A 20,628-nucleotide genomic window follows, 5' to 3' on the forward strand; every position below is an offset into this window, starting at 1 on the left:
AGCTATCGCATGGATCGCCGCGCCTATGCGGAAACCTTTGGCCCAACCGTGGGCGATCGCGTCCGTCTGGCCGATACCGAACTGATTATCGAAGTCGAGCAAGACTTTACCACCTACGGCGACGAGGTGAAATTTGGCGGCGGCAAGGTGATCCGCGACGGCATGGGGCAATCGCCCATTTCCCGCGAAGATGGCGCAGTGGATGCGGTAATTACCAACGCGCTGATCTTGGACTGGTGGGGCATTGTCAAAGCCGATGTAGGCATTAAGGACGGGCGCATCGTTGGCATTGGCAAGGCGGGCAATCCCTACATTCAGGACAACGTGACGATTGTGATTGGGCCCTCAACGGAGGCGATCGCCGGAGAAGGCATGATCCTGACGGCGGGCGGCATCGACTCGCACATTCACTTCATCTGTCCGCAGCAGATCGAAGTGGCGATCGCCTCTGGCATTACCACCATGATCGGCGGCGGCACGGGCCCGGCCTCCGGCACCAACGCCACGACTTGCACTCCCGGGCCGTGGAATATTCACCGAATGCTAGAAGCAGCAGAAGCCTTTCCCATGAACCTGGGCTTCTTGGGCAAAGGCAACAGCGCCAAGCCAGAAGGACTGCGGGAACAGGTGGAAGCCGGAGCCATTGGGCTAAAGCTGCACGAAGACTGGGGCACCACGCCAGCGGCCATCGACACCTGCCTGGATGTGGCAGAGCAATATGACGTGCAGGTGGCGATTCATACGGACACGCTCAACGAAGCAGGTTTCGTAGAAGACACCCTCGCCGCCTTCAAGGGACGCTGCATCCACACCTACCACACCGAGGGCGCAGGCGGCGGCCACGCGCCAGATATTATCAGGGTGTGCGGCGAACTGAACGTACTGCCCTCCTCTACCAACCCCACCCGCCCCTACACGGTGAACACGCTGGAGGAACACCTGGATATGCTGATGGTTTGCCACCACCTCGATCGCGGCATCCCCGAAGACGTGGCCTTCGCCGAGTCGCGCATCCGTCGGGAAACCATTGCCGCTGAGGATATTTTGCACGACCTGGGCGCATTCAGCATTATCTCGTCCGACTCGCAGGCCATGGGCCGCATCGGCGAAGTGATCACCCGCACCTGGCAAACGGGGCACAAAATGAAGGTGCAGCGGGGTCCGCTGTCGCAAGATTCCGAGCGCAACGACAACTTCCGCGCCAAGCGCTACGTGGCAAAGTACACGATTAATCCGGCGATTGTTCACGGCATTTCTGATTACGTCGGCTCGGTGGAAGTGGGCAAAATTGCCGACCTCTGCCTGTGGCGACCCGCTTTCTTTGGCGTGAAGCCAGAGCTAGTCATCAAGGGTGGGCTGATTGCCTGGGCGCAGATGGGCGATGCTAACGCCAGCATCCCCACGCCGCAGCCCGTCCACATGCGGCCGATGTTTGCCAGCTATGGCGGGGCGATCGCCAACACGTCCTTTACCTTTCTGTCTAAGGCTGGCGTGCAAAACGGCATCCCCGAAATGCTGAAGCTCCAGCGCGAAGTGTTGCCCGTGTCCAACATTCGCCAGGTGACCAAAAAAGATCTGAAGCTGAATGACTACACGCCGCGCATTGAGGTCGATCCCGAAACCTACGAAGTCCGCGCCGATGGGGAACTGCTGACCTGCGAACCTGCCACCGTGCTGCCGATGGCCCAGCGCTATTTCCTGTTTTAAGCAAGTTGAGCCATTCAGCTTCATATTCCCGATTGCCGGATCGGTCATTTGCACAGGTCAGTTGAAGAAGTGGCCTATCCCACCGGGCACTTGAGGAACTGTCATAGGATTTGGCTAGTCCTCAAAAATAAATGACACGATCAAATCATCGAGCAGGTGGGATCGCGCTGGTTACTGGAATTGCCGAAGCGACGGATCGATCATGATTTACCCATGATTCACCCGTTGGGCTTTGGGCAGAGGATGACGGATTTCGGACGGGTTTGGAAGAAAGCTCGGAAGCAGGGTGGCCCCGAAATGCATCTCGAAATGCATCTCGAAACAAATCCCGAAAGACATCCCGAAATCAATCCCGAAATTAATTCAGTGGCGATCGCCCCTCTCGCTGAGCGTATGGGGAGTAGAGAGGAACATGACACGTAAAGCAGCTTTTCAAAAGAGCAAATTTCATATCAACTGGCAGATTGTGCCCACGGCCGCGCTGGGCGTGCTGGCTATGTCGCTGGCGGCGATGGCCCAGGTCACCACACCGCTGCAAGGAGAGCAGGTGATTAGCGGCACCTCTGGCGGGTCGCAGGCCAGCAGTTGCGGCTTTGTGAGCGATCGCCCCGTGCAGACCGTGCGCGTCACCGAGGCCTTTACCTCGCTGCGGTTTCGCGTCGAGGGTGGTGGCCGCCCCACGCTGCTGATTTTGGGAGCCGATGGCAGCGTCAAGGGCTGTGCCCGCGCCACCAACTTGTCTAATGGCGTGATCGAAGCGTCGGGGGCCTGGGAGCGTGGCAATTACTCGGTATTCGTCGGCGATCTAGAGCGAGGCAGCCGCCATCCCTTCAGCCTGACAATTGTGCAGAACTAGCGTGCAGAACTAGCGTGCGGAACTAGCGCAGAACTGGGCAGTCGTCTCAACGTCACCCGATTGAGGAGGATGATTTAAAGAGGATGATTTAGGACGCTTGGCTCGAATGTCTGGCGGTGGGCGATCGCCCCCACCTGGCAACGGAGAAGTCTGCCCACAGCGGGAACCGTAGGCTACGGTTCTGCGTCAAGGTTAGAAACCCGGAGGTTTTCCTGAAAATCGACACTTGGAAACTTGTGTGAAAACTAGCGCTTGAGGTTGCGCTGGAGGTTGCGTTTAAGGTGCGCTCGGTGCGTTAGGGTGGGGATGGAGTTGCCGTCCTCACCCAATTTTTTGGAGGGAGTGTGGCGCGATGTCCAATCTCATCACCCGTTACCCCAATACCCCAAGCCCCCTCGTCTCTCAAGCCTAAAATGCAACTCGCCAATCGTCTCCAACCGCTTCGTACCAATGTCTTTGCCGATATGGATCGGGCCAAGGCGCGGGCCTGGGCGCTGGGCCGCGATGTGATAGACCTGTCGCTGGGATCGTCGGATTTGCCCACGCCGCCCCATGTGCTAGAGGCGATCGCCCAATCGCTGCCCGACCCCAGCACCCACGGCTACCTGCTGTTTCACGGCACGCGAGCCTTTCGAGAAGCAGCGGCGCAGTGGTATACGCAGAAATTTGGCGTTGCAGTAGACCCCGAAACGGAGGTGCTGCCGCTGGTTGGTTCTCAGGAGGGCACAGCGCATTTGCCGCTAGCAGTGCTAAATCCGGGCGATTTTGCCCTACTGCTCGATCCGGGCTATCCATCCCATGCGGGCGGCGTGTATTTGGCAGGCGGGCAGATTTATCCCATGCCGCTGCGGGCGGAAAATGGATTCCTGCCTGTGTTTGACGATGTGCCTCCGCCCGTGCTGGCGCAGGCGCGGATGATGGTGCTGAGCTATCCGCATAATCCCACAGCGGCGATCGCCCCGCTCTCGTTTTTCCAGCAGGCGGTCGAGTTTTGCCTGCGGCATGACCTGGTGCTGGTTCACGATTTTCCCTACGCAGATTTGCACTTTAGCGCCACGCCGCCGCCCTCGGTGCTGCAAGCCGATCCGCAAAAGCGCTGCTCTATCGAGTTTTTCACCATGTCCAAGTCTTACAACATGGGCGGCTTTCGCGTGGGCTATGCGATTGGCAACGCGGAACTGATTTTGGCGCTGCGGCAGGTAAAAGCAGCGGTGGATTTCAACCAATATCGCGGCATTTTGAATGGGGCGATCGCCGCGCTGACGGGACCCCAAGACACCGTGCAAACTGTGGTAGACACCTTCCGGCAGCGGCGCGATGTGTTCCTCAGCGCCCTGAACCGCATCGGCTGGGCCGTGCCCATTCCCCACACCGCCATGTACGTTTGGGCAAAGCTGCCGCAACCCTGGGGCGATCGCTCCGTCGATTTTTGCACTCAGTTGGTCGAAGCCACGGGCGTTGCGGTGTCTCCTGGCGCAGGCTTTGGCAAATCCGGCGAGGGCTATGTCCGCTTTGCCTTGGTTCACGACCCCGCTATTTTGGAAACCGCCGTAGACCGCATCGCAAGTTTCCTGACGCAATAGGAGAAACTTTTGCAGATTGAATTTCGTCTGCTAGAGAGGTAACCATTTAGCAAGAAGTAGGACAAAATGCGGCAGGAAAGCAGGTCAGGCCCTAGCGGCGATCGCCCTAGTCATCGCCAAAGTTACTTTTTTTATCTTACCTGGCTTGGCCCACTGGCGCTGCTGCTGGGAGCGCTCTACGTTTTTTTCAATCTGTTTGCACCGGGCTGGGCGGGCTTTTTTGCCTGGTTTCTCAGCCTAGAGTTGGTGCTGATCGCTCATTTGGCGGCGGCGGCGCTGCTGGTGGGGCTGGCGCTGCTGCTGCGCGTTCAGGGGCGATCGCTCGACCGCTGGTTTTGGCGTGGACTGGCTTATTACGCGCTGCTGCCGCTGCTGGGATTTGCGATCGCCCTTTGGCTCCAGGGCGCAGGCCCGGCGTGGCAGTCGGTGGTCAACCTGTTTCAATTTCCAGTTTTATCCGACTGGCTAGGCCGATAATTCCAGACTTTTCATTTCAGACTTTCCATTCCAGACTTTCCCCTAATGTTTGCGACCCAAAATCCAGGGCATGAGCGCAAACAAAAGCAGCATTCCATAATAAACTATGCCAGAAATCGCATCGCGTGACGTGATTACTTCTAGCGGCTGCATTCCTCGCAAAAACACGCCAACTCCAAAGTCGGCAATTAGCATAAACAACAGCGCAATAAACCCGACTCCTAATCTTTGAAATGGCTCTGCGCTGCTGAGATATTGCTGATTTATCCACCGGGCTGCGATTAGAATCGCAACCAGCATAAAGGGCATCTCTAATAGCTCTGCGGTACGCTCTCCGAGGCGCGGCACGATTAATAAAACCCGGATTGTTCCTAACAAAAAACCGGTGGCAAATAGACAGGCAAAATAGGCGATCGCCGGTTTAAGTAGGTGCATCATTCGTCAACCTCTGCGGCTGATAGTTCCTCCAGCATAAAGCCCAACAAGTCGCAGCCTGCTTTTATCTGGGTCGCGTAAAGCTTCGGTTTGTAGCGATCGCTCTCCCAGTTGATCACGGTCGATTCCACCACACCACAAGCCCTCGCTACCTGTATACGGGTTAGCCCCAAGCTCTCTCCTTCTTGCTCGCAAGACTTGCTTTAACGTCATCTAAATACTGCTCTAGCAAACAGCGCTCTAGCGTTACTGGCAGATTAACCAACCAAGTCTTCCAGAGTAACTTTTAATAAATCACACAGCGCCTTGGTCTGATGAAGCGTCAGTTTAGGAATGTGCCTGCCAGACTCCCAATTTTGCACAGTGGTCACAGTCACGTCCAGCGCCGCCGCAACTTGGCGCTGAGTTACACCAACCGCCTCACGGCACTTTTTCAGCTTTTCCCCTAGAGACTCCATCCAAGCTTTGTCAATCTTGACTAAGTTGACTTAATTAAAAGAACTGTCATATATTGGGCATAATTCCCGGACATGACATAAAGCCAGTGCATCCCGGCGACCAACCTTTCTGCACTGGCTTAGCTTCCCTTGCTGCGGAATCATCCACACTCAACGGAACAGAACCATTATGCCTTACCGAGACTCGTTGAATCGGTGGCTTGTCGTGCGCCTGCTGCCCAAAATGCAGCGGATCACGGTGGCCGCCTTCTGCAAACGCGCTGATGCGGAGGGCTATTTGCAAGCCGTGCGGCGGCTATTGCCCCAGGCGCAGTTTGTGATTGTGTTCAATGCGGAAACCCAGCGCCATCGGCAGGATGCAGACAGAGTGACCGAAAAGGGGCGATCGCCCTCTATGCAACCAACCAAACCAACTTCGCTGCATCAATGACAGCGCAATCTATCCCTCTGGCAGTGGTTTACGATTTTTGGTGTAAATCTCGTACAGCTTTCGAGCCACTTCAATTGGGATACCTGCCAGCGGATAGAACGCTTTGACGGCTTCAGTGCCGCCTGCAAACAAAACGCTGAGCCAATCTACGATGCGTTCCCACTTTTGCGGATCGTTGCGCTTGATTTCCAGGAGTTATGCATAGGGCTTACGCAGTTGGACGACTTCTTGAGGGCGCAACCCACGAGAAATCATTCAAAATCCAGGAAACGATTTCAGGTGCGTAAGTCCTGGCTTTAGCGTAATGGAAAACTGGGTGAGGCTGCTTCTTGCCTGCCTGGGCGGTAATCCAATAGTAACTTTGGCGCTCAATGAAATGGATCGTCCAACCTTTGCTGGCCGCTAATCAATGGCTTTGAATCGGTAGCTGCCTGACTCGATTCGTTGAACTTGCACCAGGACGGGCGTGAGGCGGCGATCGCCCGTGTCCAGAAACCGCACTGCGCCCTTGCCAGCACTGGTGGCGGCAAAGTCAGGAGAGGTCAGGGCTTGCTGCAAGGTGCTGCGGCTATTGCCCGCACGCAGTAATCCTTCGGCGATCGCCTGCGTCGCGTCGTAGGCGGTGGCAGTGCGCCAGTTTACTGTAGCTCCCCAAAGTTGCTGTGCTTTGCGGGCAAAATCTGGATAGGCATCGGGACTCCAGGGCGTTGGCAAGATCATCCCTGCGACGGCCTGTTGCCCGTCCTGCAAGATTTTGTGAGTGTAGAGCGACGGGCTGCTGTATAGCGACAGCCGTCCGCTATTCGCCCGCGCTACCGCAATTGCCGGGTCGAGATAGTTGATGCTGGGGCCGAGGTAAAGCCCTGTCGCTTGCTGCTGAAGCGCCTGGGCGATCGCCGCTTCCGGATCAAACCCCTCAGACGCAAAATCGCACAAGTCTTCGCCCCGCTCGTTGATCACTTTTACAATCTCGCCGCCGCGCCCCGTCAGCACATCCACAAACGCATTCCGAAACTGATTGTTGTCGGGCGCTGTGGAATCGTAGCAGACCAGGATTTTGGCAGGACGGGGCGATCGCGCCAGAATGTCGTCCACCAGCGGGGTCACCATCGACTGGGGGGTGGGCACCGCTCGAAAAACGAAGTTACCTACTTTCGCGACATCGGCATCAAAGGTCGTGGGAGAAATCATCACCAGCCCATGCTGTTGATAGATCGGCGCTGCGGCCATCGACGCATCCGAGGTGTTATGTCCTACTATTGCCAGCAGGCTCTCGTTTTCCACCAGCAGCTTCGCCATTTCTCGTGTGACTGCCGGGTCATTGTCGTCGTTGATGATGGTGACTTCTAGACCCGCACCGTTGATGCCGCCGCTGCGGTTGACCTCATCCTGTGCCTGGGCCACGCCCCGCAAAATCTCCTGCGCCACGTTGAGATTTTTGCCAATGGGAACGCTGGTGGCAATTTTGTAAGGGGTCTGCTGCCGCGACAGCCGCGCATTGTTCAGATAAATTAGCGTCTCCGGGTCGTTGGGCAGGGCCTTCAGCGATAGCTCAAACCACTCCACCGCCTTGTCGTAGTCTTGCGCGTCAAACGCGGCAATGCCCTCCCGCTTGGCAGGCGTGGTGACTGACGCGATTAAGTGCCGATTGCCAAGGCTGATTCGGTCTGGCAGGCTGCTTAGGTCTGGCGGCACCTCACCTACGGTTGGGGAGGAGGACGTGCTCACAACCGTCGGCGACATTCGTCCTGGCTGAAGGCGAGGAAAAATCCAGGCAGACAGCAGACCGATCGAGCCGACGGTAACCAGCAGCGAAATGATCAAAACCGTCAGATCTTTGCTTTTTGTCATGGCGACAGGCTCCGGGGAAAATCGACAGAGATTAAGGTGCAGTCAGCCAACCTTTGCGCTTACTCCGTAAGCTATTGCGCCCGCCTGCTCGCCTATGTCGCCAGACCAGTGCAGCGTAAACATTAGAAATTAGGGTTTGTAGTCAGCGCTTTAGCGCTACAGCGCCAACTACGAACTGAGGGGTTAACCGTAAAACGAAAGTTGACAAAACGAAAGTTGACAAACCACTAGGCAGGCACGGCGACTGGCTCGTAAAGGTATTCAAACCAGTTGCCGTCGGGGTCGCGGCCATAGAACGAAGCCGTGCCGTCGCGGTGTTCGTGGACGGGCGTGACGTGAACCCCTTCGGCTTTAAGTTGCTCGTAGGCAGCGTCCACCTCAGCGCGATCGCCAAACACAAAGCCAAAGTGGGGCCCCGCCTGCTCGTAGGCGGCACTCAGCAACGCCAGCCCATCGTCCCCCGCTTTCAGATATGCCCAGTCTGGGTCTTTCCAAACCAGATCCATGCCCAAGTTCTGATAGAACTGCGCCGCCCGATCTAGATCCTCGACGCGGATCGCCACATGCCCAATGCGCTTTAGTTTCATAGCCTTTAGACGTTAAGAAACAGTCACGTTTGCCGTACTTCTATTCTAGGGCCGCTAGGATGGGCGCATAGAACTCCGGTTTCGGGAATGCTGCCTGACTTTGCTGTAGTGGATTCTGAGTAGACGATTTTTTCGCTGGCACATTTGCCCCCGCTGCTAAGCCAGCACGACGGGGCGATCGCAGCAGGTTTCAGCCCCTTCTTCAGTCTGCCGTCATCATGCCTGTCTTTGCCGCTGCTAACTTACCTTACTGGGTGCTGCTTGGAATTGGAGTGGCGCTGTTTCTGGTAGTCATTTTTTCTGGCGGCGGCGATGATGCAGATTTAGACGCTGATCTGGACTTGGATGCCGATCTGGATGTAGATCTGGACGCAGAGTTGGACGTAGACTTCGAGGTTTCTGCGCCGCTCGACCTGGATACTGATGTCGATTCTGGCAGCGAATTCAGTCCGCTAGACGTGCTGCGGTGGTTTGGGTTGGGTCGTGCGCCGCTAATGCTGCTGCTGGCGACAGACTTCAGCCTGTGGGGGCTGCTGGGCTGGATGGGTAATGTGTTTCTGGGGGGAACCCTGGAAACGCTGCTGGGGAGTCTGGCAAATGGCTCTGTGCTGCTGGGGTCGTTTGGGCTGGCGCTGGTGCTAGGTGGGCAAATTGCGCGGCCGCTAGGGCGAATTTTTGCCTCCTTTGGAGAAGATGCCAGTGGCGATCGCCTCGTGGGTTGTCTGGGGATTGTCAGCACGGGGCACATTCCCAGCGTGGCAGAAGGGCGCATCGGCCAGGTAGACGTGCTGGATGTAGCCCGCAATCGGGTGACGGTGAACGCTATGCTGCCAGACTGGGCCAGCGTGTTGCCCCAGCGGGGAGACACAGTGCTGGTGATCGAGCGATCGGGAGCGGGCTATCTGGTCATTGCGAAGGACAGTCCCGACCAGGATCACTGGCTGAACGGTTCTCATGCTCTCAAAGATTCTCGTTGAGCTACTTTAATTCATCTTAGGGATATTCCAATGCTGTTCTGGCTAACGTTCATTCAGTCTTTGCCCACGGTTCCGGTTTATGAACTGGACGAGTTTCAGGCGCGTGATGCTGAGTATTCCGAAATTGTGGCGATCGCCCCGCTCGACCCTGCGCCTGCTCCCTCTCCGCTGGCTCAGCTTCCTGTAAGCGGACTGCTCGTATTCCCAGCGTTAATCGGCAGTCTGGTTCTGTTGCTCCTAGTAGCAGTTTTTGCGTACACCCGTGTTTACAAAATTACGCCCAACAACGAGGCATTTGTGCGAACGGGCGGGGTCTTTTTTAAGCGCAAAACCGTGATTTTGAATGGGGGCTGCGTCGTTCTTCCTGGCTTTCATGAACTGACTCGCGTGCCCTTGCGCGAAATCTCTATCGACGTGGAGCGGGCCGGTAAACTTGCCGTTCGCACGAAAGATTATCTGCGTGCCGACATGCGGGCTACTTTCTATGTCTGCATCACGGCCTCTGAGGAGGATGTGCTAACGGCTGCTGCGCGGCTATCGCAGGGCAACAAGATTACGCCAGAGGACATCAAAAATGCGCTGGAAAAGCGGGCAGACGACGCGATTCGGGCCGCTGCAAAAACAAAGAGTCTGGCGGAAATCGACTCCGACAAGCTGGGCTTTGCCCAGGAAGTGCTAAACCTGATGCAGCCCGACTTGGCGAAAGTTGGGCTAACGCTGAACAACATTGCCGTATCGGAAATTCAGGAAAGCGACACCTACGACACCAACAACTTCTTTGACGCGCAGGGGGTGCGGCTGCGGACAGAGACGATTCAAAAATCCATTCAGCAAAAGCGGGAAGTGGAACTGGCTACGCAGGTCGCCATCGAGCAAAAAGAACTGGATGCTGAGAAGCGATCGCTCCAAATTTTGCAAGAAAAGGAAACCGCTCGTCTGGAACAGCAGTTGCAGGTAGAAAGCCTGAAGGCACAGCGGGAGCGAGAAATTGAAGAATCCAAAGTGAAGGAACTGGCCGCCACCCAGCGGGCCAAGATCCTCCAGGAAAAAACGGTGGAAGAGGAGCAAATCCGCAAGCAGTTGGGCGTGCAGCAGAGCCAAATTCAGGCGGACATTGCTCTAGAGGAACAGCAGAAAAAGCTGAAAGTGGCTCAGGCGTTGCAGCAGCAGGAGGCAGACCTGGCAGAAATCACCCGCCAAAAAACGGTGGAATCGCAGCGGCTGGAGGCGCAGGTGCAGGTGGCAGAGTCCGAGCGGCTGGCGCGGATTGCCCAGGAGGATGCGGCGATCGCCATTGCTACCAAGCGCAAGGAAAGCCTGGAGGCCGACGCAGAGCGGGCCCGTGCCGAAGCGGGCGTAACCACCGCGACCGAACTGGAAGTCGCCGAACGGCAGCGCCAGTTGGCCGTCATCGCGGCTGAACGCGCCGCCCAGGAAAAGCGCATTTCAGAACAAAACGTGGTGGAAATCGACGTGTTCCGCCGTCGTCGTCAGGCCGAAATCGCCCGTCAGGCGGCAGAGCTAGAGGCCGAATCCATCCGCACCCTGGCCGCCGCCCAGCGCGACAAGCTGCTGGCCGAAGCCGAAGGCTTGCAAGCAGAACTCACCGCCCGCAACCTGATCAGCACGCCCAACCTGACGGCGCAAACGCTGGTCACGCTCTGGCCAGAACTCTCCGAAAAGCTGCCAGAAATTGTCAAAGCGCTGGCTCCGCAGCCGGGTGTTTTGGGCGATGCCCGCATCTACGCCTTCCCTGGCGCGGGCAGCAACGGCAACGGCAAAAGCCCCGACGTGAGCCAACTCTTGCTGTCTACTAGCGGGCTGTCGCTGATTAACACGCTGCTAGACGAAGGCAAGCTGAGTCAACTCATTGGGGCGATCGCCCAACTCATGCGCGACTCCAGCAGCCCGACCCAGCCCGACGATTCCGCAGCCCCACCTGTGTCGGTAGAGTTGGAATAGTTCCAGGACTGATGCACTTGCGATCAGTTTTCTGGATTTTGGACAATTTCTCGCGGCCGCAGCCCGCGAGAAATCGTCCCACTGCGTTAGTCCTAAGTTCGTAGCTGATACGGCGCTCCTAATGGATTTGTGAATTCGCAACTGGTTCGTATCCCAAGGCGTTGAGGATCTCTGCGAATTTCTCGTTTAGAATCGCAATCGTTTCCGGTTGCAGCTTGCGCGTGTGATCTCCGGGAAGCACCTGTCGCTTGTGGCGATAAACGTCTTCATCTTCTACCTGGAAATCAGCTTTGTGGGCTTCAAAAAGCTCCTGATAGAGTGCAGAGAAGGTGGGGCTGGGCGATCGCCCTTCTCGTTGAACCAGCGGCAGCTTTTCTAGCAGCGCCAGCAGTCCTTTGGGCTGGGTTTCAGTTGGGACATTTGGCTCTGGCGCAATAAAAACTGACAGGAACTTTGCTAGCCATTCCTGATAGCTGAGTACCATATCCTCATACTTCAAAAAGAGGACATTCTCTCGTCCCAGCAGGTTGGCAATCACGTAGTTATAGCGATCGATCACAACGGGCGATCGCTCGATTACAAACGCATCAATACCCCGCTCAATCCATTCCTGTCGGGCTGCTTCATCCGGATTGAAAATCACCGGATTGACCGGATGGCTAAAGGCATTGGAAAAGAACGAAGAAACCAGCACGTCTCGCGGATCTCGTAGATGCAGAACTACCGAGAAATCTGCTATTTCTTCGGGAATAGAGGGCATCGCTTCGAGCGAGCGAATTGGGCCGAAGCAAGCTCGTTTTTCTGCCTGACTCAGATATTTTTGGATGAACCCATTCCAGGACAATTCCTTCACTTCTTGATAGCCCGCCGCCTTGTTGTTAATAGAGAAATACTCCATCTCCAGTTCCCTCGCGATTTGCCGCGTCAGCCGATGCAAAAACATCGAAGCCGCTTTGTGGACGGTGTAGATCAAAATGGGACGGTCTGCCGAAGAAGTCATAGCAAATCTAGAGGGGTTAGCGGGATGCCCTAAGATAAACTCTAGCGCTTTGCGTCCCTTGCGCTCGGTTTTTGCCTGCTGTCTGCGATCGCCCTCATGAAACTTGCCATCCAAAATCCCTTTTTCGACAAGCCCTACATTGCCGAAGTCGAAATGTCTCGGCGGCTGGCGCTGGCCGCAGAAAACATTGGCTGGCAGGCGGTCGAAGTGCAAACCGCAGCGGAAATTCGCGCCGCTCAGCCCGATTGCGTCATCGTGCTGCACCACTGGACCCCCAAGGTTGCGCCCGTGCCCACCTATCTCTGCATGTGGAGTCCGCCCGAATTTTTTGAAGGCACCGATCGACTGATTACCAACACCCTGTCCTACGACGGCTACCTGATCGGCTCCCGCGTCGTCGATCGCTGGCTGCATCACCTGCTCTGCCACACCCCCAAGCGCTATTTCAAATCGCCCTTCTACACCAGCGCCCCCAAAACGGCCTATCGCCCGCCCGACCTGAGCCAGCCGCGCCTGGTCTATCTGGGGTCAAACTGGGACGGGCCCCGCTTCAAGCAACTCTTTGAAGGGCTAGACCAGCAGCCCTACATGGACGTATACGGCAACCCCGACGGCTGGACCTATCTGAACCAGACCCATCGCGGCGCACTGCCCTACGACGGCAACAGCGTGTTTGAGGCGATTCACAGCGCAGGGGTGGGGCTATGTTTGCACCGGGAAGAACACCGCCAGGCCGAAATGCCCTCCATGCGGATCTTTGAGATCGCCGCTGCCGGAGCCGTTGCCATTTGCAGCGACCACGCCTTTATCCGCGAAGCCTTTGGCGACACGGTGCTGTATATCGATGCCGATGCCGACCCCGCAGAACAGGTCGAGCAAATTTCGCAGCACATGGCTTGGATCGCCCAGCACCCCCAGCAGGCCGAAGCCTTGGCCGCCGCCGCTCACGAAATTTTTATCCAGCACTACACGCTAGAAAAGCATTTGCTTGATCTGCTGCCACACCACGAGGCCCTGCTGACAGACAAAGGCTTCAAAGGCTTTGTGCCTGCGCCCATGAGTGCCCAACCGCCTGCCCAGGTGCAGGTCATTGTGCGGGTGGGGGGTCGTCCTCTGTCCTATATTCGTCGCGCCCTCGACAGCCTCGCCGCCCAGACCTATCCAAATATCGGCGTGATTTTGGTGGAATATCAGCCTGTGCTGGGGCTGGATGAGGCGTTTTTGGGGCACTATGGCGATCGCCTCCAGTTTCGCCGCCTTGCCAGCCCTGCTCCCTGCCGCAGCACCACCCTCTGGACGGGCCTCCGTGCCGTCGATGCGCCCTACTTTGCCATCCTGGACGATGACGACGCGATCCATCCCAACCATTTGCATACTCTGGTAAAGATCCTCGAACAGCAGTCCAACATTGGGGTTGCCTACTCCGGCACGCTCAAGGTTCTAGAATCCGGCAGCCCTGAAACATTGCACCAAATGGACACTATTACCCTGCCCTACTTCCAACCCTTTCGGCTGCAAGATTTGCTGGAGCTAAGAAACTTCATGCCACCCAATTCCTACGTCGTTCGCCGTCAGTTGCTTCAAGACATTCTCGACCGCGACCCGCTGCTGGATCTGGGCGAAGACTTTTGCCTGGTGCTGATGCTCTGCCAGCGGGCTGAGTTTTGCTTTAGCTACGAGGCCACGGCCGAGGTCTACTGGCGCAGCGACACCCAAGACAACGCCAGCTACAGCGGCAAAGTCGCCTGGCGCGATGCGATGCGCCGCCTCCGTCTGATGTTTTGGAAGCAGGAGTTTGCACCCGGACAAACCCTCCTCAGCCTGCAAGAATTGCGCGATCGCGAACGGCAAGCTAGCCAGCCCGAAGCGATTCAGCACCTTGAGGCAGAACTCGGCCGCGCCCGTGGCCGCATCGCCGCAATGGAGACCAGCAAATTCTGGCAATTGCGCGATCGCTGGTTTAGGCTGAAGCGACGGCTGGGGCTACCGGTAGAAGAGTGATAAGCGGTAGAAGAGTGATGAATAATCGCTAATCGCGCCGATTAAGCCTGCCCCGCTGCTCTACCAACCAAACACTGCTGCTGGCTTAGCCGCTTTTCTACGTAAGCAGGTGTGTCGAGAGTGGTGCGATCGCCCAGCCTGCCCTTCAGGCGGTAGGCAATGAGGGCTAGCGATTCGCGGGTCATGAGCGAGAGACGGCGCTTGCGAGAGAGCGTGTTGCGCAGGGGGCTGGGGTGGGTGATAACGGAAAAACCGACGCTTTCATAAGTCATCTGCGATCGCCAGAGATGCGGATAATCGGTGACCAACAAAATCCGCCGCACGCCCTGGGGAAACAGGGTAGCGCGAGAAAACCAGGCGTTCTCCTCCGTTGTGCGAGAGCATTCTTCGCCGCCCAGCGCCTCAGCCGGAATGCCTGCCGCCCGCAGCGACTCTACAATCAGGGGCGCATCACTCGCGCCGCTGGCAAAAATCTGGGGCGATCGCCCCGCATTCCACAGTTCAGCCACCGTGGCCACCCGCGACGGGTTGAGCCGCCGCCCGCGCCCCAGCACCACAATGGCATCCACCAATTCCCCTGTATCTGGAGCGGCAAACACCGCCATACCCCGCTCTAGCGCAGCCACCCCAGTTGGGGAAACCACCACCAGCCCAAAGCAGACCAGAAACAGGATGACATTTCGGGCAACGCGGCGGGCAGACGGGGGCATCAGCCGTAGCCCAATCGCCAGGGTCGCGGCGAGCATCAGGGCCACTGGGATAGCGAGTTGCCGCATCCCGTTTTCAACATCGTGCCAGGTTAAAGAATCGAGTCCGGGCATGGTAGTTGCAATCCTTTACGCTTGCTTACCAGGATGGATCGGATTGTTCGGAACTGGATCGATGTTTTGATTAAGCGCCTGTGAAAATTCCGTAATCTTCCGGGAGCGTCAGGTTCTAGAAGTCCAGATTCACGCCCCGCAGATCGGTGCAGGAGTCGGTGCAGGAGTCGGTGCAGGAGTCGGCGTAAGGGTTGGCACTTAGACCCGCCAAATCCAGCTTCACCATACCAATACTCTGAGAATCTGTGGCGTTTCCGGGCACACTCTACAATTGAGGGGAAGAAATAAACGGCTCCGTCCTGCCTATCATCCGTCGCAACCCTGCCTGCTGCCTATGCTTGAGACTCTGAAAACCTCGCTCTATCACCTCCAGCACGCAGCAGATGTGCTGGTGTCGGGACAACTGACCCACCTCTCGCCTGCCAGCGTGGGCATTATTTTTGTCGCCGGCCTGTTGACCAGCCTCACGCCCTGTATGTTGTCCATGCTGCCCATCACCATCGGCTATATCGGCGGCTACGAAGCCAAGAGCCGCTGGCAGGCTGCGGCCCAATCGACCTGGTTTGCGCTGGGGCTGGCGACAACGCTGGCAGCGCTGGGAATTTTGGCGGCGATCGCCGGCCGCATCTACGGCCAGGTCGGCATCGGGCTGCCGATTATTGTCAGCCTGATCGCCATTCTCATGGGCCTGAACCTGCTGGAAGCCCTGCCGCTGCGGTTGCCCTCCTTCACGGGCATGGAGTGGATTTCCAAAGACTGGCCCGAAAGCGTGCGCTCCTACCTGCTGGGGCTGACCTTTGGGCTGGTGGCCTCGCCGTGCAGCACGCCGGTGCTGGCGACGCTGCTGGCCTGGGTTTCGACAACCCGCGACCCGCTACTGGGCAGTGTGCTGCTGCTGTCTTATACGTTGGGCTACGTTGCACCGCTGATCCTGGCGGGCACGTTTACTGCCTCTCTCAAAAAAATTCTGGAACTGCGCCGCTGGTCGGGCTGGATTACGCCTGCGAGTGGGGTGCTGCTCATTGGCTTCGGCGTGTTCACCCTGCTGTCTCGCGTCGTCGGATCAGGGGCAATCTAGCGCCCTGAATTTAGCGCCCTGAATTTAGCGCCCTGAATCTAGCGGACTGAATCTAGCAGACTGATAAAATCGCTGGAAGCCCCACAGACTCTTGAAATTGGCAATAATCTGGCAATCTAAATCTCCAAGCTAAAATCGCCAATCTAAAATCGCCAATCTAAAATCCAAAATCCACACAATTCCTCACTCCCATGCGCGATTTTCTGAAGAATGTATTGGCAACGCTGACTGGGCTGGCGCTATTTGGCGTGCTGAGTGCGGGCGGGATGGTGATGCTGCTGGTGGCGATCGCCCTTTCTGGACGCGACAGCGGGCCCAGGGTTGAAGATAAATCCGTGCTAACGCTGAATCTGGATCGGGGCATTGCTGACGCGCCCGTTCCGGTGAACCCCGGCCAGGTCTTTCAAGAGGCGCTCTCTGGGCGCACGACCCGCCAGCCCGTCTCGCTGCGAACCGCCGTAGACGCGATCGAAGCGGCCGCAGCAGACAAAAAAATCGTGGGGCTATTGCTGGAGGGGAATCTGCCTGCCACCACAGGCTATGCCACGCTGCGGGAAGTGCGGCAGGCGCTCAACACCTTCCGCGACAGCGGCAAACCCATCTACGCCTACGACGTGAACTGGAGCGAGCGGGACTATTACCTGGCTTCGGTGGCAACCGATCTGGCCATGAACCCGGCGGGCGTGCTGGAGATGAACGGCCTGCGCTCGGAGATGACCTTCTTTGCAGGGGCGCTGGAGCGATTCGGCGTGGGTGTGCAGGTGCTTCAGGTGGGGCGCTACAAGTCGGCGGTGGAACCCTTTACCCGCCAGAACAACAGCCCCGAAGCGCGTCAGCAAACCGAAGCGCTGCTGCGAGATCTGTGGACTGAAGTGATTACAACCGCCAGCCAGCACCGCGACCTGTCGCCCACCCAGATCCAGGCGATCGCCGACAGTGGCGGTCTGCTGATGGCTACCGAAGCGAAGACCACGGGACTGATTGATCGGGTTGCCTATCCCGATGAGGTACTCGCTGACCTAAAAAAGTTGACCGATCGCAAGGAAGACGACAAGACCTTTCGCAGCGTTGGTTTGGGCACCTATGCTGAGGCGGTGGCGGCGGAGAAAAAGCGGGGCGATCGCATTGCGCTGGTCTATCTCAACGGCGACATCGTAGGCGGCACGGGCAGCACGGGGCAGATCGGGAGCGATCGCTTTGTAAAGCTGCTGCGAGATCTGCGGCTAGATAAGGATATCAAAGCCGTGGTGTTGCGGATCAACAGTCCCGGCGGCGGCGCAGTCGCCTCTGACCTAATCGCCCGCGAAGTGACGCTGATGCGAAAGGAAAAGCCCGTGATCGCCTCGATGGGCAATATTGCGGCTTCCGGCGGCTACTACATTGCTGCCCAGGGAAGCAAGGTCTTTGCCTCGCCCAACACCGTCACAGGCTCCATCGGCGTGTTTGGACTCGTGCCCAATTTCCAGACCCTTGCAAACCGCAACGGCGTTACCTGGGACATCATCAAAACGGGGCGCTATGCCGACATTGAAACTACCTCCCGCCCCCGCACCGAAGCAGAAATGGCGCTGCTGCGAAGGATGGCCGAGCAAGCCTACAGTACATTTCTAGACACCGTAGCATCGGCACGGCCCCTCTCGCGGGAGCAGGTTAACCAGGTGGGGCAGGGGCGCGTCTGGTCGGGCGTAGCGGCCAAGGAGGTGGGGCTGGTAGACGAACTGGGCGGGCTGCAAGCCGCGCTCAAAGAAGCTGCCGCCGAGGCGAAGTTGGAAACTTGGTCGGTGGAGGAATATCCCAAGCGCCTCAGCTTCGGCGAACAGTTTTTGTCTGATTTGCAGAGTCGTCTGCCGGAAGATTCTCGGAGCCGCACTCTGCTGGGCGATCGCCTCGATGCGCTGCAATCTGACCTGGAAATCTTCGAGCTACTGGACGATCCCGCCAACCTCTACATGCGCCTACTCTTTAACCTGAGGATTGAATAATGTCGGACACCCAGCCGATATCCAGCATTCCAGGGTCCCCGCTGCGCGTCGCCGTTGTTGCACTGTTTTTGGACGGAGATGAGGTGCTGATGCTGCACCAGCTATCGCCGCCAGAACCCGACTGCTGGGACTTGCCAGGGGGCGGGCTAGAGCCGATGGAACCCATCTTGACGGGGCTACGCCGCGAGGTTTGGGAAGAGACAGGGATTCAAGACTTCCAGTGCGATCGCCTGTTGACTGTGTTCGAGCAGTTTTTCCCAAACGCCGACGCGCCCATCTCGCACACCATTCACCTGATTCACCAATGCACGCTGCCCGCACGTCCCGCAATGCTCCAAGGCGATCCGACCGAGGTCGGCCCAGAGGGCATTCAGTGGCGGGCGATCGCCAGTCTGCGCCAGGAGGACTGCTCTGCTCGCGCCTGGGCAGCCCTGCGGGCGATCGGCCGGGTTGCCTGATGGGTTCGGCGCATAACAGTTTGCAAGCTCAGTAAATACTTTGCAGAATGTTTTCGTACTAAACCTTTACACGGTTGAACTATTAAGCAAATATTAACTTAGCCTTCTAGTGGGAATGCCCTCTCCAGCAAGTCTCCCTACTTTAAGAGAGGTTCAGGAAAGCTAACTGCGCCAGTCCTGACCCTATTGGATGCGTTTCTGCTACAAGCCACTTCACACCAGGCCATTTCTATGACACTTTCTGCTGATCCGATTGCTCCGAATCCGGTTGCTGCCGACACAGTGCTTCAGCAGCTTCAATGGCGCTATGCCACCAAAAAATTTGACCCGTCTAAGACGATTCCCGAACCCACGTGGCAGGTTTTGGAACAGAGCTTGGTGCTTGCGCCCTCGTCCTTTGGGCTTCAGCCGTGGAAATTTCTGGTGGTGCGAAATCCAGAACTGCGCCGCCAAATTGTAGACCTGTCTTGGGGACAAACGCAGGTGGTGGATGCATCGCATCTGGTCGTGTTTGCCGCCAAGGTCAAGACCGACGCGGCCGATGTCGATCGCTACATCGCTCGCATGGCGGACGTGCAGCAGACCAGTGTTGAAAATTTGCAGGGCTTTGCCAATGTGGTCAAGGGCTTTTTGGACAAGCCGCCCTACCCGCTGGATTTGCACGAATGGGCCAAGCGCCAGACCTACATTGCCCTGGGTCAGTTCATGACGGCGGCGGCGCTGCTGGGCGTAGACACCTGCCCGATGGAAGGCTTTGCGCCTGCCAAAGTAGACGAACTGCTGGGGCTGGCGGGCGGCGAGTATGCGTCGGTGGTGATGTGTCCCGCTGGCTATCGCGCCGAGGATGACAAGTCGGCCGCCCGTCCCAAGGTTCGCTATCCTCTAGAGGAAGTGATCAGCTATATCGACTAGGCAAGATCGACTAGGCAAGCCAAGGCACCTATGGTAGCGACGCATTCAGGAACCGTGAGCCACATCCTAGAGCGGGCGCTGTCGGGGGCAGACCTGACCGAGGCGGAGGGCGTGGTGCTGCTGCGGCAAACCGACCCAGGGGCGATCGCCGCTCTCCGCCAGGCCGCTGATGAACTGCGACGGCGACAGGTGGGCGAGGTCGTCACCTATGTCATCAACCGCAACATCAACTACACCAATATTTGCGAACAGCATTGCAGCTTTTGCGCCTTTCGCCGCGATGCCGACGCGGCCGGAGCTTACTGGCTAAACGAAGGCGCAATTCTAGAAAAGGCCGCCGAAGCCGTGCAGCAGGGCGCGACAGAAATCTGTATGCAGGGCGGGCTAAATCCAGAAGCACGGATCGGGGGGCGATCGCTCTCCTACTATGTCCACCTAGTGCGCCTGATTAAACGCCAATTCCCCCAACTCCACCTGCACGCCTTTTCGCCCCAAGAGGTGCAGTTTATCGCCCGTCAGGATGGGCTGAGCTATGCCGAGGTAATTGTGGCCTTGCAAGACGCGGGCGTTGGCTCCATGCCGGGAACGGCGGCGGAGGTGCTGGACGACGAGGTGCGAAAAGTCCTCTGTCCTGAAAAAATCTCTTCTGCCGAGTGGCTGGAAATCGTCGCCACTGCTCACCGCCTGGGAATGCCCAGCACCAGCACGATGCTCTCTGGCCACATCGAAACGCCAGAGCAGCAGATGCGGCATCTCGGTCAAGTGCGATCGCTCCAGCAGGCCTCTCTTGCCAACGGCAACACAGGCATTACCGAATTCATCCTGCTGCCGTTTGTGGGACAAGATGCGCCCAAGCCCCTGCGCCGTCGGGTGGGACGCGACCAGCCCGTGCTGGCCGACGCGCTAAAGCTGACGGCAGTGGCCCGGCTCTTTTTGGGCAATTGGATCGCCAACCATCAGCCAAGTTGGGTAAAGCTGGGGCTAGCGGGCGCAACAGAAGCCCTCCGATGGGGCTGCAACGACCTCGGCGGCACGCTGATGGAAGAACACATC

Annotated in this window: 21 protein-coding genes; 14 read left to right on the forward strand and 7 right to left on the reverse strand. The window is 57.6% G+C overall.

What is annotated here, in order from left to right:
• From ureC to IGS51_RS00595, 5 genes are all read left to right on the forward strand, one after another.
• Positions 1–1,707, forward strand: a 1,707-nt coding sequence (gene ureC, locus IGS51_RS00575; protein WP_297074845.1) for an urease subunit alpha, incomplete at its 5' end; no start/stop codon positions are given.
• A gap of 213 nt (positions 1,708–1,920) precedes the next feature.
• Positions 1,921–2,130, forward strand: coding sequence for a hypothetical protein (locus IGS51_RS00580; RefSeq protein WP_297074846.1), 210 nt, complete (start codon positions 1,921–1,923; stop codon positions 2,128–2,130).
• The gene (locus tag IGS51_RS00585; protein WP_297074847.1) at positions 2,120–2,563 is read left to right on the forward strand and encodes a hypothetical protein; all 444 of its coding nucleotides are present in this window, start codon (positions 2,120–2,122) and stop codon (positions 2,561–2,563) included. Before IGS51_RS00580 ends, IGS51_RS00585 begins: the two co-directional genes overlap by 11 nt.
• A gap of 413 nt (positions 2,564–2,976) precedes the next feature.
• Positions 2,977–4,146: an LL-diaminopimelate aminotransferase gene (locus IGS51_RS00590; protein ID WP_297074848.1), complete on the forward strand. Its 1,170-nt coding sequence runs from the start codon at positions 2,977–2,979 to the stop codon at positions 4,144–4,146.
• A gap of 66 nt (positions 4,147–4,212) precedes the next feature.
• Positions 4,213–4,623 (forward strand): hypothetical protein, encoded by a 411-nt coding sequence (locus tag IGS51_RS00595; protein ID WP_297074849.1) that lies wholly within the window; start codon positions 4,213–4,215, stop codon positions 4,621–4,623.
• Positions 4,624–4,665: 42 nt separating this feature from the next.
• On the opposite strand, the gene IGS51_RS00600 is transcribed toward IGS51_RS00595, so the two are convergent.
• The 3 genes from IGS51_RS00600 to IGS51_RS00610 all read right to left on the reverse strand — a co-directional run bounded on the left by IGS51_RS00600 (position 4,666) and on the right by IGS51_RS00610 (position 5,516).
• Positions 4,666–5,061: a hypothetical protein gene (locus tag IGS51_RS00600; RefSeq protein ID WP_297074851.1), complete on the reverse strand. Its 396-nt coding sequence runs from the start codon at positions 5,059–5,061 to the stop codon at positions 4,666–4,668.
• Positions 5,058–5,231: a helix-turn-helix transcriptional regulator gene (locus IGS51_RS00605; protein ID WP_297074852.1), complete on the reverse strand. Its 174-nt coding sequence runs from the start codon at positions 5,229–5,231 to the stop codon at positions 5,058–5,060. Before IGS51_RS00605 ends, IGS51_RS00600 begins: the two co-directional genes overlap by 4 nt.
• Before the next feature lie 84 nt (positions 5,232–5,315).
• Positions 5,316–5,516, reverse strand: coding sequence for a helix-turn-helix transcriptional regulator (locus IGS51_RS00610; RefSeq protein WP_297074854.1), 201 nt, complete (start codon positions 5,514–5,516; stop codon positions 5,316–5,318).
• Between the two features lie 169 nt (positions 5,517–5,685).
• Here IGS51_RS00610 and IGS51_RS00615 point away from each other — a divergent pair, with 169 nt between their 5' ends.
• Positions 5,686–5,946: a hypothetical protein gene (locus IGS51_RS00615; protein ID WP_172353194.1), complete on the forward strand. Its 261-nt coding sequence runs from the start codon at positions 5,686–5,688 to the stop codon at positions 5,944–5,946.
• A 402-nt stretch (positions 5,947–6,348) separates the two neighbouring features.
• On the opposite strand, the gene IGS51_RS00620 is transcribed toward IGS51_RS00615, so the two are convergent.
• Positions 6,349–7,797, reverse strand: a complete 1,449-nt coding sequence (locus IGS51_RS00620; RefSeq protein WP_297074855.1) for an ABC transporter substrate-binding protein — start codon at positions 7,795–7,797, stop codon at positions 6,349–6,351.
• 227 nt (positions 7,798–8,024) lie between these two features.
• Entirely contained in the window at positions 8,025–8,384 is a 360-nt protein-coding gene (locus IGS51_RS00625) for a VOC family protein (RefSeq protein WP_277774388.1), read from the reverse strand.
• 218 nt (positions 8,385–8,602) lie between these two features.
• Here IGS51_RS00625 and IGS51_RS00630 point away from each other — a divergent pair, with 218 nt between their 5' ends.
• Both IGS51_RS00630 and IGS51_RS00635 read left to right on the forward strand, forming a co-directional pair.
• Positions 8,603–9,361 (forward strand): OB-fold-containig protein, encoded by a 759-nt coding sequence (locus IGS51_RS00630; protein ID WP_297074856.1) that lies wholly within the window; start codon positions 8,603–8,605, stop codon positions 9,359–9,361.
• Positions 9,362–9,391: 30 nt separating this feature from the next.
• On the forward strand, positions 9,392–11,323 hold the full coding sequence (locus IGS51_RS00635) for an SPFH domain-containing protein (RefSeq protein WP_297074857.1): 1,932 nt from the start codon (positions 9,392–9,394) through the stop codon (positions 11,321–11,323).
• A 118-nt stretch (positions 11,324–11,441) separates the two neighbouring features.
• Here the strand turns inward: IGS51_RS00635 and IGS51_RS00640 are convergent, their stop codons facing one another.
• Positions 11,442–12,323, reverse strand: coding sequence for a sulfotransferase domain-containing protein (locus IGS51_RS00640; RefSeq protein ID WP_297074859.1), 882 nt, complete (start codon positions 12,321–12,323; stop codon positions 11,442–11,444).
• Positions 12,324–12,419: 96 nt separating this feature from the next.
• On the opposite strand from IGS51_RS00640, the gene IGS51_RS00645 reads away from it, so the two are divergent.
• Positions 12,420–14,324 carry a glycosyltransferase gene (locus IGS51_RS00645; protein ID WP_297074860.1) on the forward strand — a complete coding sequence of 635 codons (1,905 nt, stop codon included), beginning with the start codon at positions 12,420–12,422 and terminating at the stop codon, positions 14,322–14,324.
• A gap of 41 nt (positions 14,325–14,365) precedes the next feature.
• Here the strand turns inward: IGS51_RS00645 and IGS51_RS00650 are convergent, their stop codons facing one another.
• A complete protein-coding gene (locus IGS51_RS00650) occupies positions 14,366–15,145 on the reverse strand; it encodes a YdcF family protein (protein WP_297074861.1) in 780 nt (259 codons plus the stop codon).
• A 334-nt stretch (positions 15,146–15,479) separates the two neighbouring features.
• On the opposite strand from IGS51_RS00650, the gene IGS51_RS00655 reads away from it, so the two are divergent.
• The 5 genes from IGS51_RS00655 to cofH all read left to right on the forward strand — a co-directional run.
• Entirely contained in the window at positions 15,480–16,223 is a 744-nt protein-coding gene (locus IGS51_RS00655) for a cytochrome c biogenesis protein CcdA (RefSeq protein ID WP_297074863.1), read from the forward strand.
• Positions 16,224–16,414: 191 nt separating this feature from the next.
• A complete protein-coding gene (sppA, locus tag IGS51_RS00660) occupies positions 16,415–18,205 on the forward strand; it encodes a signal peptide peptidase SppA (protein ID WP_297074864.1) in 1,791 nt (596 codons plus the stop codon).
• Complete coding sequence (locus IGS51_RS00665) at positions 18,205–18,663, forward strand: NUDIX domain-containing protein (protein ID WP_297074866.1); 459 nt, start codon at positions 18,205–18,207, stop codon at positions 18,661–18,663. Before sppA ends, IGS51_RS00665 begins: the two co-directional genes overlap by 1 nt.
• Positions 18,664–18,894: 231 nt before the next feature.
• Positions 18,895–19,575, forward strand: coding sequence for an NAD(P)H-dependent oxidoreductase (locus IGS51_RS00670; protein ID WP_277774379.1), 681 nt, complete (start codon positions 18,895–18,897; stop codon positions 19,573–19,575).
• Between the two features lie 30 nt (positions 19,576–19,605).
• A partial coding sequence (cofH, locus tag IGS51_RS00675) for a 7,8-didemethyl-8-hydroxy-5-deazariboflavin synthase subunit CofH (protein ID WP_297074868.1) occupies positions 19,606–20,628 on the forward strand: 1,023 nt, incomplete at its 3' end.

Source organism: Thermoleptolyngbya sp. M55_K2018_002, from assembly GCF_015295965.1.
GTDB classification, from domain to species: domain Bacteria; phylum Cyanobacteriota; class Cyanobacteriia; order Elainellales; family Elainellaceae; genus Thermoleptolyngbya; species Thermoleptolyngbya sichuanensis.